This is a genomic window from Seonamhaeicola algicola, from assembly GCF_007997385.1.
Classification (GTDB): domain Bacteria; phylum Bacteroidota; class Bacteroidia; order Flavobacteriales; family Flavobacteriaceae; genus Seonamhaeicola; species Seonamhaeicola algicola.
This window is the reverse complement of record NZ_VOSC01000019.1, coordinates 218,390-232,320: the sequence shown is the minus strand read 5'-3', so window position 1 is coordinate 232,320 and position 13,931 is coordinate 218,390. Positions and strand designations below refer to the sequence as shown.

At 33.9% G+C, this 13,931-nt stretch carries 11 protein-coding genes; 7 read left to right on the top strand and 4 right to left on the bottom strand.

Going from position 1 to position 13,931, the window contains the following annotated elements:
• The first annotated feature begins 16 nt into the window (after positions 1-16).
• From FUA26_RS06400 to FUA26_RS06390, 3 genes are read left to right on the top strand one after another with little or no spacing between them, the layout of a single operon-like run.
• Positions 17-2,410 carry a YfhO family protein gene (locus FUA26_RS06400; RefSeq protein WP_147133219.1) on the top strand — a complete coding sequence of 798 codons (2,394 nt, stop codon included), beginning with the start codon at positions 17-19 and terminating at the stop codon, positions 2,408-2,410.
• Positions 2,403-3,680 carry a glycosyltransferase family 4 protein gene (locus FUA26_RS06395; protein ID WP_147133216.1) on the top strand — a complete coding sequence of 426 codons (1,278 nt, stop codon included), beginning with the start codon at positions 2,403-2,405 and terminating at the stop codon, positions 3,678-3,680. Before FUA26_RS06400 ends, FUA26_RS06395 begins: the two co-directional genes overlap by 8 nt.
• The gene (locus FUA26_RS06390) at positions 3,680-5,137 is read left to right on the top strand and encodes a lipopolysaccharide biosynthesis protein (RefSeq protein WP_147133213.1); all 1,458 of its coding nucleotides are present in this window, start codon (positions 3,680-3,682) and stop codon (positions 5,135-5,137) included. Before FUA26_RS06395 ends, FUA26_RS06390 begins: the two co-directional genes overlap by 1 nt.
• A 72-nt stretch (positions 5,138-5,209) precedes the next feature.
• Here the strand turns inward: FUA26_RS06390 and FUA26_RS06385 are convergent, their stop codons facing one another.
• Positions 5,210-6,367: a hypothetical protein gene (locus FUA26_RS06385; RefSeq protein WP_147133210.1), complete on the bottom strand. Its 1,158-nt coding sequence runs from the start codon at positions 6,365-6,367 to the stop codon at positions 5,210-5,212.
• Between the two features lie 213 nt (positions 6,368-6,580).
• Here FUA26_RS06385 and FUA26_RS06380 point away from each other — a divergent pair, with 213 nt between their 5' ends.
• Positions 6,581-7,315 (top strand): hypothetical protein, encoded by a 735-nt coding sequence (locus FUA26_RS06380; protein ID WP_147133208.1) that lies wholly within the window; start codon positions 6,581-6,583, stop codon positions 7,313-7,315.
• A 64-nt stretch (positions 7,316-7,379) separates the two neighbouring features.
• On the opposite strand, the gene uvrA is transcribed toward FUA26_RS06380, so the two are convergent.
• Positions 7,380-10,160, bottom strand: a complete 2,781-nt coding sequence (gene uvrA, locus FUA26_RS06375; protein ID WP_147133205.1) for an excinuclease ABC subunit UvrA — start codon at positions 10,158-10,160, stop codon at positions 7,380-7,382.
• 236 nt (positions 10,161-10,396) lie between these two features.
• On the opposite strand from uvrA, the gene FUA26_RS06370 reads away from it, so the two are divergent.
• Both FUA26_RS06370 and FUA26_RS15680 read left to right on the top strand, forming a co-directional pair.
• Positions 10,397-10,981, top strand: a complete 585-nt coding sequence (locus FUA26_RS06370; protein WP_147133202.1) for an RNA polymerase sigma factor — start codon at positions 10,397-10,399, stop codon at positions 10,979-10,981.
• Positions 10,982-11,036: 55 nt separating this feature from the next.
• Entirely contained in the window at positions 11,037-11,186 is a 150-nt protein-coding gene (locus FUA26_RS15680) for a hypothetical protein (protein WP_186826872.1), read from the top strand.
• Between the two features lie 25 nt (positions 11,187-11,211).
• Here FUA26_RS15680 and FUA26_RS06365 read toward each other — a convergent pair whose 3' ends face one another.
• The gene (locus FUA26_RS06365; RefSeq protein WP_147133200.1) at positions 11,212-11,874 is read right to left on the bottom strand and encodes an endonuclease III domain-containing protein; all 663 of its coding nucleotides are present in this window, start codon (positions 11,872-11,874) and stop codon (positions 11,212-11,214) included.
• Positions 11,875-11,910: 36 nt separating this feature from the next.
• On the opposite strand from FUA26_RS06365, the gene bcp reads away from it, so the two are divergent.
• Positions 11,911-12,363: a thioredoxin-dependent thiol peroxidase gene (gene bcp, locus FUA26_RS06360; protein ID WP_147133197.1), complete on the top strand. Its 453-nt coding sequence runs from the start codon at positions 11,911-11,913 to the stop codon at positions 12,361-12,363.
• Positions 12,364-12,415: 52 nt separating this feature from the next.
• Here bcp and FUA26_RS06355 read toward each other — a convergent pair whose 3' ends face one another.
• Positions 12,416-13,900: a TonB-dependent receptor gene (locus FUA26_RS06355; RefSeq protein ID WP_147133194.1), complete on the bottom strand. Its 1,485-nt coding sequence runs from the start codon at positions 13,898-13,900 to the stop codon at positions 12,416-12,418.
• Positions 13,901-13,931 lie beyond the last annotated feature (31 nt).

Here is a 13,931-nt window from a genome sequence, read left to right as displayed (position 1 = left end):
ATTTTAAAGCACGTTCATGCAACTTTCATTTAAAAAAATATGGCCGCACATACTTGTGTTAGTGGGGTTTGTAGTTATTTCATTAGCCTATTTTAGTCCTGTTTTACAAGGAAAAGCTATTTTTCAAAGTGACATCAAGCAATATATTGGGATGTCTAAACAGCAAAAAGATTATAAAGCACAAACAGGTGAAGAAACCTACTGGACAAACAGTGCTTTTGGTGGTATGCCAACCTACCAACTAGGGGCTAAATATCCGCATAACTACATTAAGAAGTTGGATTTAGCATTGCGGTTTTTACCAAGACCAGCCGATTATTTGTTTCTATACCTTTTAAGTTTTTATGTTTTGATGCTGGTATTAAAAGTAGATTTTAAACTAGCTGCTGTTGGTGCTTTAGCGTTTGGTTTTTCTACCTATTTAATTATAATTTTAGGTGTAGGGCACAACAGTAAAGCGCATGCTATTGCTTATATGCCATTGGTTTTAAGTGGTATATTGCTTACGTTTCAAAAAAAATATATAGCAGGCTTTTTACTAACTACTGTGGCTATGGGGTTAGAGATTGTATCTAATCACTTTCAAATGACCTATTATTTACTATTATTGGTTATTGTTTTAGGGGTCGTGTATTTAATTGATGCTTTTAAAAAACAATTATTACCACATTATTTTAAGTCGGTTGGTATTTTAGTGCTAGCGGTAGTGTTATCAATTGGTTTAAACGCTACAGGAGTTTTGGCTACCCAAGAATATGTAAAAGAAAGTACCAGAGGTAAAAGTGAGTTAACTATAAATGCTGATGGCACTCCAAAAGAAGTCACTTCGGGCTTAGATAGAGATTATATTACACAATTTAGTTACGGTATTGTTGAAACTTTTAATTTGTTTATACCACGTTTTATGGGTGGTGGTAATTTTGAACACGTAGGAAAAGATTCTGAAACCTATAAAAAATTCCGATCTGAAGAAGCACCAACTTACTGGGGTAATCAGCCCATTGTAGAAGCACCAGCATACGTAGGTGCTGTTGTTCTTTTCTTGTTTGTTTTGGGGCTATTTTTAGTTAAAGGCCGTTTAAAATGGTGGTTAGTAGGCGGTACACTATTGTCGTTACTTCTGTCTTACGGAAAAAACTTAGGCTTTTTAACCGATTTATTTATTGATTATGTGCCGTTTTATAATAAGTTTAGAGCCGTAAGTTCTATTCAAGTACTATTAGAATTGTGTGTGCCTGTGTTAGCCATATTTGCTTTAGCACGCTTGTTAAATAATTTTGAAAAAGACCATGAAAAACTTAACGCGCTTAAATACACTACCCTTATTACAGCGGGGTTAGCTGTTGTGTTTTTGTTGTTTAAAAACACATTGTTTACATTTTCTGGTGCAAATGATGGGTATTATTTACAAAACTATGGGCAAGATTTTATAAACGCTGTCAAAGATGATAGAAAATCTATTTTTACTGCCGATACTTTACGAACATTGGTTTTAGTATTGCTGGCTGCGGGTACTGTATATTTCTTTCTAAAAAATAAAATTAAAGAAAACGGTGTCATTGCTGTTTTCGCTATACTTATTGTATTCGATTTGGTGGTTGTTGATAGGCGATATGTTAATAATGATGATTTTGTAGCAGCTATTAAAGTAAATAAACCATTTTCTGCAACTGCTGCCGATAGTGATATTTTAAAAGACGAAGGACATTTTAGGGTGTTTGATATTACTAATGAAGGTTTGCAAAATAGAACCAGAGCATCATATTTTCATAATTCGTTAAACGGATATAATGCAGCAGAATTAAAACGCTACCGTGAAGTTTTTGATTTTTATATTGCAAAAAACAATATGAATGTGCTTAACATGCTTAATACAAAGTATGTGATAATTGATGGCGAAAAAGGGCCTTCGGCATTATTAAATGATGAAGCAAATGGTAATGCTTGGTTTGTTAAAACCTTAAGAAAAGTAGCTACAGCTAATGACGAAATTTTAGCTTTAGATAGTTTAGATACTAAAAACAAAGCTGTTTATACACAAGGATCTGTTGCGAAGCATATGTTTACAGTAGATTCTTTGTCAAATATTGAATTACAAGAAGTTGCGCCTAATTATTTGAAGTATACATCTAACAATAAAAATGATGGGTTTGCGGTATTTTCGGAGGTGTATTACGGAAATGGCTGGACAACCCTTTTAGATGGTAAACCAACAACACACATGCGTGTTAATTACACGTTGCGTGGCATGCAAATACCAAAAGGTACGCATACCATTGAATTTATTTTTGATCCTGAGGTTGTTAAAACAGGTAGTAGTATTGCTTTGGGTAGTTCTATGTTGCTGGTGTTTTTGCTAGCTGGTGGTTTGTTTTTTGAATTTAAAAAAACACGCCAACAACGTGCATAAAAAAGCACTCATAATAACTTATTATTGGCCGCCTGCTGGTGGTCCTGGTGTACAGCGCTGGTTAAAGTTTGTAAAATATTTACCAGATTTTAATATTGAACCTATAGTTTTTATTCCTGAAAATCCAAATTATGCGTTAACAGACCCTAGTTTGGTTGAAGATGTGTCTAAAGATTTAAAACTGCTAAAACTCCCTATAAAAGAGCCGTATAAACTAGCGCGCTTTCTTTCAAAAAAGAAATCAAATACCATAAGTAAGGGTATTATTTCTGATTATAAAAATCAGAGCTTTATAGAAAAAGTCATGTTGTTTATTCGTGGTAACTTTTTTATTCCCGATGCTAGGAAAAATTGGGTATCGCCTGCTGTTCGGTTTCTGCGTGAGTATATTGAAAATAATCCGGTAGATGTGGTTATTACTACAGGACCGCCGCATAGTTTGCACTTAATTGGTATGCAATTAAAAAATCAGTTACACGTTAAATGGCTAGCAGATTTTAGGGATCCGTGGACAACCATTGGGTATCATAAAAAACTAAAACTAACAAAGCCTGCAAAAAAGAAGCATTTGTTTTTAGAAAAACAAGTATTAAACACTGCAGATAGGGTGGTGGTAACTAGTTTTGTTACTAAGCAAGAGTTTTTAAAACTCACGAATAAGCCTATTGATGTTATTACTAATGGCTATGATTATGAAAACGTACCACCAGTGGCTTTAGATACTAAATTTTCACTAGCACATATAGGGTCACTATTGTCAAAAAGGAATCCTGAAATTTTATGGCGGGTGTTACGAGACTTAGCTCAGAAACATCCTGAATTTAAAAAGGATTTACAACTCAATTTTATAGGCGCTGTTAGTAATGATGTGTTGCAGTATATTGAAAAAAATGGTTTAAGTAATTGTGTGAATGAGTTTGGTTATGTTTCTCATAAAGAAGCTATTGTGTTTCAAAAAAAATCACAAGTACTGTTGCTTGTTGAAATTGATTCCGAAGAAACTAAGTGTATTATTCCTGGTAAATTGTTTGAGTATATGGTTTCAAATCGTCCTATCATAGCTTTAGGGCCAAAGGGGTCTGATGTTGAAAAAATAATAAAAGAAACCAATACAGGCGCCTATTTTAATTACGCTAATTATGAAGCGTTAAAAGTTGCTATTTTAAATCACTACAAAGCCTATAAGAATGATAGTTTAAAAGTGCATGCTGTAGGTTTGCAAAAGTATAGCAGACAAAAATTAACACAACAACTAGCTGAAATATTATAATGGGTATTGTTGCATCTCAATCTTTAAAAAATGTAGCTTCAACCTATTTAGGTTTCATAATAGGTGCTATAAATACGCTGTTTTTATATACCAAATTCTTGTCTGATGAGTATTATGGTATGGTGGGTGTAATGCTATCTGCAGCACATGTAATGATGCCTTTAATGGCGTTTGGTGTACATAATACGTTGGTTAAATTTTACAGTTCATTCAAAACACGTGTGTCATTAAATAGTTTTTTAACGCTTATGGTGTTGTTACCCATGCTTGTTATTATACCGGTTAGTATTATTGGGTATGTGTTTTATGATGTTATTGGTAATTTTTTAGCATCAAAAAATACACTCATTAAAAATTATGTTTGGCATACCATTGTTATAGCTGTTGCTTTAGCTTATTTTGAAGTGTTTTTTGCTTGGGCTAAAGTGCAAATGAAAACCGTGTTTGGTAATTTTATGAAAGAAGTTTTTCATAGAGTTGCTTCTATGGTTTTGTTGTTTGGTTTGTATTTAGAGGTTTTAAATGTAGAGCAGTTTATGGTGGGTTTGGTCTGTATGTATTTGCTACGCATGCTTATTATGAAAATGTACGCATTCAGTATACGCTTGCCGGTAATAACATTTAAAAAAATAGGTAATGTATCTTCTATACTAAAATATACGTCACTTATATTGATAGCAGGCTCGGTAGCTAGTATTTTATTGGATGTAGATAAGGTGATGTTGGGTAAATTATTAGTTAATTTAAATAACGTAGCGTATTATAATGTAGCGGTTTATATAGCAACGGTTATAGTAGTACCTCAACGTTCTATGCATCAAATATTAATGCCCTTATCAGCTAAGTATTTAAATGAAAAAGATTTTGATGCGCTGGATGCCTTGTATAAAAAAAGTTCTTTAAACTTATTGATTGTAAGCGGATTTATCTTTTTGTTAATAGTGCTTAATGTAAAACAATTTTATTTTTTAATAGATCCGCAATACAGTGTTGGTATTTATGTGGTTTTGTTAATTAGTACTGCAAAATTATATGATGCTATGCTAGGTAGTAACAATGCAATTTTGTTTAACAGCGATTATTACAGGGTAATACTTGTGCTTGGTGTTGTGTTGGTGGTATTAACACTTGTTTTAAATATTGTTTTTATTCCACGTTATGGTATTAATGGGGCAGCTATAGCAACGTTTTTAGCTATTGTTTTTTATAACTCTGCTAAACTATTTTTTGTGTATAAATATTTCAAAATACAACCGTTCACACAGCAAAGTTTAAAAGTAGGGGTGTTGTTGTTAGCTTGTGTAGTGTTGTTTTATTTTTGGGATTTCCCTTTTACGCCCATTGTAAGTGTTATTTTAAAATCTACTTTAATTAGCGTGTTGTATCTTTTTGTGGTTTATAGGTTTAGGTTATCTGAAGATATTACGTATGCTATGCAAAAACTCTTAAAAAAGTAAAAAAAGAAAACCCCATGATGCTGCTTTGAGGCAAACGTATCACAGGGCTTTCCAACTAACCAACCAAAGTTATTATGATCTTCTTCTTGAAGTAGATCGTGTATTGTTGCTAGACGTGCTTCTGTTTTGAGAAACCCTAGCGTTGTTATTTTTATTAGCACCTCTTGTTATGGTTCTTTGCGGCATGCTTTTGCGTTGTGTACTGCTTGATCTTTGATAACTTTTTTGAGGTGTTCTTGTAGTTTTATTAGCTACTTGTGGTGCTCTTCTTGTGTTACTACTGTTATAATTTCTAGATGTAGTAGTCTGTGGTTTATTGTATTTGTTGCTTTTTCTGGTAATGTTTGTATTACTAGATCTGTTTATGGTAGTATGTCTATTAATAATAGTTTTTGAGTTTCTATTGTTATTAGATACACTTCTAGAAGTGTTGTTATTTCTATTGTATGTGTTGTTACTTTTTCTAGAACTATTAGCGTAAGCTTTATAGTTTCTGTTTGTAGCATATCGGTTAACGCGTGTTACATTTCTGTTGCTGCGGTTTACGGTAGCATAACTTCTGTTTCTTATAATGTTGTGTCCGCGTCTGCTAGCAACAGCAGTTCTTGGTCTGTAATTATTGTAAAAAGGTCTTGAGTACACATATCTAACAGGTGTATAATATCTTCTATAAGGCCTGTTGTAAACCACACAGTAATTAACAGCTGGTACTGCGTAGTATCTATGCCATGGGCGGTATACGTAATTTCTATTGTAAATGTTTATAAAGCCTGTACAGTGTGAAAATGTATTATATCTATTGTAGTGTACATATAGTCCGCCAACTCTAGATACATACCCAAAATTGTTATAGTATATGTTTACATTTCCTGCTTGTACTATACGCCCGTAATGATCATAATAAATAGGTGTGTTTTCAATTTGAATAATAGCGCCAAATTCGTCATATTGCACATAAGCATTATAATCATACCCAGAATTAAAACTAACATGAACGTTAGGTGAACCAATTGATACGTTAAATCTGGCATTACCTCTCACAATGTTAAAATCGAATTGTCCATCTCTAAATACCGAGAATTCTATTCCGTTTTCTACAAATATGAAAGAATTACTGTAGCCTCCAATATAAGCAGATGTGTTGTTACTATTTTTTTTGGTGGTTGTAACGGCATTAGCAGTAAATCCTGTAAGGATAAATCCGGCTAAAATAAATAGTATTTTTTTCATAATCTGTAAGTTTAAATGTGAATACGATTATGTAATACCAAACAGCGTGCCAAAAAAATGAATGGATGTTTTTGGTAAGTATCAAAATTATGAATAATTGCAATTTTGAATCTATTTTTTTAATGTCAAGTTTATATCGAGTATTATTTTATGTGCTGTTTTGTGTGGTTAATTACATTTGGTTTAACTATTAACTAAATACATTAAGCATATATGAAAAACATTACATTGCTATTACTTTTTTTTATTTCAATGGCTTTTGCGCAACGAGTAGAGCCAACTTTTAATTGGTCTAATAAAGCTGATTATCAAATTAACGGCGAAACAGCAGTTACCTTTAAACCCGGTGATAATATTACTGTTGAAATAACGTATACACTAGGAGTCACTAACGGCACTAATGATGCGTTTAATTTTATGCTTGCGGGCTTGCAAGATGAACCTATAGCTAATCATGATGTGATTAATGGTACGTGGGCTAATGAAACTGTAGCGCAACCTAACGATTACGTGTATCCAGGGGCAGGAGCAGGTGGTGTTACTACGGTTAGTTATACCATTCCTGCAGATGCACAGTTGAGTTCAGAAAATGCTAATTTAACATATAGACTATTAACGTATTTAGCGTATACACCCGATGGAGGTGCTACTATTTATGGCGGCCCTGGCGCTAGTGATCCTACTTTGGTGTATATAAGAAGTCAGGCAGAAATAAATGCGTTATCAACGTCTGGTTTTAATAAAAATAAATTGAAAGCCTACTATAACGCCAATACAGAAGCTATCGTCTTTAAAGATGCTACTATTGCCGGTGATTATGCTGTTTATAATTTAATGGGGCAAGAGGTTTTAAGGGGGGCTGTATCAAAAGTAATTGCCGTAAGCACTTTAAAACCCGGACTCTATATCTTATCAACAGCAGGAGGTAGTCTAAAATTTGTTAAGTAATTTAAAATACGTAATTAATTAGTTTGTTGGGAAAAAGAACGCTTAAGTAGGCGTTCTTTTTATTTTATAACTTATCTTCTAAATACGTGCCCGTAACAGATTTTTTGTTTTTCACAAGTGCTTCAGGTGTGCCAAAAGCAACAATGTTACCACCATTTTCACCGCCTTCAGGTCCTAAATCTATAACATGATCTGCGCATTTAATTAAATCTAAATTATGCTCAACTACAATAATAGAGTGACCTTTAGCAATAAGAGCATCAAACGATTTTAATAATTTTTTAATATCATGAAAATGTAAGCCCGTAGTGGGTTCATCAAAGATAAATAAGGCTTTGTCTTTGGTGTTGCTTTTTCCTAAAAAAGTAGCTAGTTTAATACGTTGTGCTTCACCGCCAGATAAGGTTGAAGAACTTTGCCCTAAGGTAACATAGCCCAAACCAACATCTTGTAAAGGCTGTAGTTTGTTTTTTATTTTGGGTTGATTATTAGCTTCAAAAAAGGCAACAGCATCATCAATGGTTAGGTTAAGTATATCATCAATATTTTTATTGGCAAATGTAACCTCTAACACGTCTTTTTTAAAGCGTTTGCCTTTGCAGGTTTCACATTCTAAATGCACATCGGCCATAAATTGCATTTCAATGGTTACTTCACCTTCGCCCTTACAAGTTTCACAACGTCCGCCATCTACATTAAAACTAAAGTGTTTGGGTTGGTAGTTTCGTATGGTGCTTAATTTTTGTTTGGCAAATAGGCTTCTAATATCATCATAAGCTTTTATGTAGGTAACCGGGTTAGAACGTGAAGAACGCCCAATAGGGTTTTGGTCAATAAATTCTATGGTTTTAATATTGCTATAGTTGCCTTTTAATGCTGAAAATTGTCCGGGTTTATCACCAAAATCTGTTAGCTGTTTTTGTAGTGCTGGAAATAAAATTTTCTTAACCAATGTACTTTTTCCGCTGCCAGAAACACCTGTAACAACAGTAAGCATACCTAACGGAAAGCTAACATCAATATTTTTTAAATTATTTTCTCTAGCACCTATAATATCTACATGATATTTAGAAGTTCTGCGTGTTTTAGGTACTTCAATTTTTAAAGATGCATTTAAATACTGCGCGGTTAAAGAGTTTGAGGTCAGCATATCATTAAACGTGCCTTGTGCCACTACCTTTCCCCCGTAGGTGCCTGCTTCTGGGCCAATATCAATAACAGTATCGGCAGCTTTCATAATATCTTCATCATGTTCAACCACAATAACCGTATTACCTAAATTGCGTAACGATTTTAATACCGAAATGAGCCTTTCTGTATCTTTGGGGTGTAAGCCAATGCTGGGTTCGTCTAAAATATACATGGAGCCCACCAAACTACTACCTAGCGAAGTGGCTAGGTTTATACGTTGGCTTTCGCCACCAGATAAGGTGTTTGAGCGTCTGTTTAATGTTAAATATGATAAACCTACATTGGTTAAAAAAGACAGCCTGTTATTAATTTCGGTTAAAAGTCTGGCTGCTATTTTAGCATCATAATCGTTAAGTTCTAAATGTTTAAAAAATTGCGATAGCTTGTTTAATGGCATTTCCACCAAATCGGTAATGGTGGCATTACCAACTTTAATGTAATTAGCTTCCGGACGCAAACGTTTACCGTTGCAGGCTTTACATGTTGTTTTTCCGCGGTAGCGCGACAACATAACCCTGTTTTGAATTTTGTAGGCTTTGGCTTCTAATTCTGTAAAAAAGCTATTTAAACCTTCAAAATGTTGGTTACCGTCCCATATAAGTTGCTTTTGGGCATCGGTTAATTCAAAATACGGTTTATGAATGGGGAAATTAAATTTATGTGAATTGTTTACCAGTTGGTCCTTATACCAACCCATACTATCGCCTCGCCATGGGAAAATAGCGTTTTCATAAACCGACAAGCCTGTATTGGGTATCACTAAATCTTCATCAATACCAATAATATCGCCATAACCTTCGCATTTAGGGCAAGCGCCATAGGGGTTATTAAAGCTGAATAAATGTACATTAGGTTCTAAAAACGTCATGCCATCTAACTCAAATTTATTGCTAAATGTGCGTTGTTGGTTGTTTTTTAACGTTTCAATTAAGCATACGCCTTTGCCTTCATAAAAAGCGGTTTGTATGGCATCGGCTAAACGGTTGTAAAAATCGTCTTCATGTTTTACAATAACACGGTCTACTACTAACAAAATTGTATCGTTTTCGGTAACTTCAGCCTCATCAATACGCTGCACCTGCTTGTTTACTTGTATACGTGCATACCCTTGTTGGCTAAGTGCTTGTAGCTTGTTATTTATACTGCGTCCTTCTTCTAAAAAAATAGGCGCTAAAAGTAATAACTTATCGCCTTCAGTAAAGGTTTTAATGTGGTTTATAACATCGGTTACCGTTTCTTTTTTTACTTCTTGGCCAGAAATAGACGAGTAGGTTTTACCAATACGCGCGTACAGAAGTTTTAAGTAGTCATAAATTTCGGTGGTAGTACCAACAGTAGATCGTGGATTGGTAGAATTTACCTTTTGTTCAATAGCTATAGCGGGTGCAATGCCCTTAATATAATCTACTTTGGGTTTGTTTAAGCGCCCTAAAAACTGACGTGCGTAACTTGATAGGCTTTCAACATAGCGTCTTTGGCCTTCGGCATATAAGGTGTCAAAGGCTAAACTAGATTTTCCTGAACCTGATAACCCCGTGATTACCACTAATTTATTACGAGGTATAACAACATCAATATTTTTTAAATTGTGCAATTTAGCACCTTTAATAATAATGTTTTCTTTGGGGTTTACGTCTAAAATGTCAGTACTCATGGGCTTTTTAAAGATATAACCTAACAAAGATACTACAAGAATTTGAACTTAAAAAGTATAGGTAAACGTAAGGGTAGCATAAAAAAAATCTATAAATTTTGTTTTTTAGGAATGATTGTTGTTATATTTGGATTATAATAAACCACTAAAAACGAGTAGCCTATAGTATAATATTACTTTTAAAAAAGATAACCCCAAGCAACGAAGCTACGTTTCTTGTATTAAAAGTAATGATTATGCAACATCAATCTATTCCTGATGCTACTTTAGTAAGTAACTACATTAAAGGCGATGAATGTGCTTTAGAAACCTTAATCTACAGACATAAACAAAAAATTTACAGTTTTATATTTTCTAAGGTTTACGATAAAGATTTAGCCGAAGATATTTTTCAAGACACCTTTATAAAAGTTATAAAAACCTTAAAACAGGGTTCTTATAATGAAGAAGGTAAGTTTTTACCATGGGTTATGCGTATTGCGCATAATTTGGTGATAGATTATTTTAGAAAACATAACCGCATGCCTAAGTTTGATAATACAGGTGAATTTAGCATTTTTTCTGTGCTTAGTGATGCTACGCTAAATGCTGAAACGTCTATAATTAAAAATCAAATAGCGTATGATGTACGCCGTTTGGTTGATGAACTTCCAGATGACCAAAAGGAGGTATTGCTTATGCGCATGTACAAGGATATGAGTTTTAAGGAAATATCAGATAAAACGGGTGTTAGTATTAATACAGCTTTAGGTAGAATGCGCTACGCGCTTATTAATTTGCGTAAAATAATAGAAAAACACAATATTGTTTTAACCAACTAATACAATAAAGTAATTTTTGCTGCGTTATCAATGGTATAATTCTTAAATTGATATAATGGCAAAACTTTACTCTGAAAAACATTTTTCTGAAAACTTAAACAAATTAGAGCCTACAGAAGATACGGTTCAATTTATTTTAAACTATTCAAAGGCATTACGTGTTATAAATTGTAATAAATTAACGTTTGAAATGCTTCAAAATTAAGTGTTAAAAGACTGTTTGGTAAGCTCTAAACAGTCTTTTTCTTTTTGTAATAGTCGTTAATTACAGATTTTCTACCAATGGTTTTGGTAATAATATCTTTTTCTAAATCCCAGCCACGTGCCGGCGAATATTCTCTGCCATACCAAATAATTTGTAAGTGTAAATCATTCCATAATTCTTTAGGAAATAGGCGTTTGGCATCTTTTTCGGTTTGTGTAACATTTTTTCCATTGCTTAAATTCCAACGGTACATTAACCGGTGTATGTGCGTATCTACAGGAAATGCCGGTATACCAAATGCTTGAGACATCACAACGCTGGCGGTTTTATGGCCAACAGCAGGTAAGGCCTCTAAAGCCTCAAAACTTTGTGGTACGTTACCGTTATGTTCTTCAATTAAAATTTTTGATAAACCGTAAATACCTTTGCTTTTCATAGGTGATAAGCCTACGGGTTTTATAATGTCTCTAATCTCATCTACTGTTAGTTTCACCATGTCATAAGGGTTGTCGGCACGTTCAAAAAGCAGTGGAGTAATTTGGTTTACACGTACATCGGTGCTTTGTGCAGACATAAGTACGGCTATTAACAGTGTGTACGGATCTTTATGGTCTAACGGAATAGGAATTTCAGGATATAGTTTGTATAAAGTGTTTATAACAAAGTTTACACTTTCTTGTTTTGTCATAGAGTTGTATTTTTACAAAAAACAAAGATATTAAATATGACTACATTAAAAATAGGTGATAAGGCACCAAATTTTGAAGCCCAAGATCAGGATGGAAACACCATTCGTTTAAGTGATTATGCTGGTAAAAAGCTCGTGTTGTTTTTTTATCCTAAAGCAAGTACACCTGGTTGTACTGCCGAAGCTTGTAATTTAAGTGACAACCATGAGCGTTTTGAGGCGCAAGGATATCGTATTTTAGGTGTAAGTGCCGATAGTGCTAAGCGTCAATCAAACTTTAAAAATAAATACAATTTTCCATATCCATTATTGGCTGATGAAGATAAAACGGTTATTAATGCTTTTGGTGTTTGGGGGCCTAAAAAGTTTATGGGGCGCGAATATGACGGTATTCACCGTGTTACCTTTGTAATTGATGCAGATGGCGTGATAGAAGATGTTATTACCAAAGTAAAAACTAAAGATCATACCAGCCAAATTTTAAAGTAAGGTTTGTTGTAATTATTAAGCATAAAAAAAAGCCCTTAAAAAGGGCTTTTTTTTATTTTTTACGTGCATTTCGGCGTTTTATAACCAGTGGTTTCAGTGGTTTTCGGGTGTAGCCAAATAAACGATAATCTTTAATTAAATCGGCTGTACCATCGGGCAACATATCTTCCCAACCAGGTTCACCTTTATCAATCATTTTTAAGGCTTGTCTAGAAAATATATTCATAATACTTTCATCATAATCTTCAATATCTACCACTTTACCGTTGTATTTAAAGAATTTGTATAATTCTTTCATACGTGGGTATACTTTAAGGTTTTCGCTTGTAATGAGTTCACCTGTTTCAGGGTCAAACATAGGGTATAGGTATACCTTTAAATCTTTAAAGAATAATTTACCAAAGGCTTCTAAAATACCACCACTAATATGGCGGTAATATTTTTCATCAAAAATATCAACCAAGTTGCTTACGCCCATGGCAAGCCCCATACGTGCTTTGGTGTAGTTAGAGAAATACTCAACCACTTTAAAATATTCTTGAAAATTTGATATCATTACAGAGTGGCCTAGGGCACATAATAAATCGGCTCTGTCAATAAAATCTTGTTCGTCAATTTCACCTTCAGCTCTTAAGTTTGATAAGGTTATTTCAAAAACAGTTACAGTGTTATTGGCATCTACTTTACGCTCTTTAGTAAACATTTCATATGATTTCTCATACATAGCCATGTTCACCTTTGTTACGGGTCTAAAACTTCCGCGCAATGCTAAAATATTTTTCTTATAAAAAATTCTGGCGGGCAATACGTTTGTACCATCAGGCCCAAAAACAACAGCATCGGTCATACCATTTTTTACAAGCTGTAAACTCATCAAACGGTTGTCTACACTTTTAAATATGGGACCTGAGAAATTAATAGTATCAATTTCAATTTGGTCTTTATCTAAATGATCGTATAGATAACGCAGTAATTTTTTGGGTTGGTGGTAGTGGTAAAACGCGCCGTAAATAAGGTTTGTACCTAATATACCTAAGGTTTCTTGTTGTAAACGGGCATCGGTTTCTTTAAAACGGATGTGTAATGTTATTTCATTATATTCCTTTTGTTCTGCATCTACTTGATACCTAATACCTACCCAACCATGGCCTTTAAACTGTTTAGCAAAATCTATGGTAGCTACCGTATTGGCATAGGTGAAGAAAATTTTATCCGGATTCACGTCTCTAGTAATACGCTTTTCCATTAAATCCATTTCATGACTAAGCATTTTGCGAAGTCTAGATTCTGTTACGTAACGTCCGTCAGCTTCAGCACCATAAATAGCGTCACTAAAGGCTTTATCATAAGCAGACATGGCTTTGGCAATAGTGCCTGATGCACCACCAGCTCTAAAAAAATGCCTACATGTTTCTTGGCCTGCGCCAATTTCGGCAAATGTTCCGTAAATATTTTGATTTAAGTTTACGCGAAGTGCTTTAGATTTTATTGAAGGGATGTCATCAAATTCTCTATCGCCTTTAATGTGAATATCCATATAATAATAGGTTACATACGTTCTATGCAAA

Coding starts and splice junctions, on each gene's coding strand:
- FUA26_RS06400 (WP_147133219.1), top strand. CDS start 17: ATGCAACTTTCATTTAAAAAAATATGGCCGCACATACTTGTGTTAGTG.
- FUA26_RS06390 (WP_147133213.1), top strand. CDS start 3,680: ATGGGTATTGTTGCATCTCAATCTTTAAAAAATGTAGCTTCAACCTAT.
- FUA26_RS06385 (WP_147133210.1), bottom strand. CDS start 6,367: ATGAAAAAAATACTATTTATTTTAGCCGGATTTATCCTTACAGGATTT.
- FUA26_RS06380 (WP_147133208.1), top strand. CDS start 6,581: ATGAAAAACATTACATTGCTATTACTTTTTTTTATTTCAATGGCTTTT.
- uvrA (WP_147133205.1), bottom strand. CDS start 10,160: ATGAGTACTGACATTTTAGACGTAAACCCCAAAGAAAACATTATTATT.
- FUA26_RS06370 (WP_147133202.1), top strand. CDS start 10,397: ATGCAACATCAATCTATTCCTGATGCTACTTTAGTAAGTAACTACATT.
- FUA26_RS15680 (WP_186826872.1), top strand. CDS start 11,037: ATGGCAAAACTTTACTCTGAAAAACATTTTTCTGAAAACTTAAACAAA.
- FUA26_RS06365 (WP_147133200.1), bottom strand. CDS start 11,874: ATGACAAAACAAGAAAGTGTAAACTTTGTTATAAACACTTTATACAAA.
- bcp (WP_147133197.1), top strand. CDS start 11,911: ATGACTACATTAAAAATAGGTGATAAGGCACCAAATTTTGAAGCCCAA.
- FUA26_RS06355 (WP_147133194.1), bottom strand. CDS start 13,900: ATGGATATTCACATTAAAGGCGATAGAGAATTTGATGACATCCCTTCA.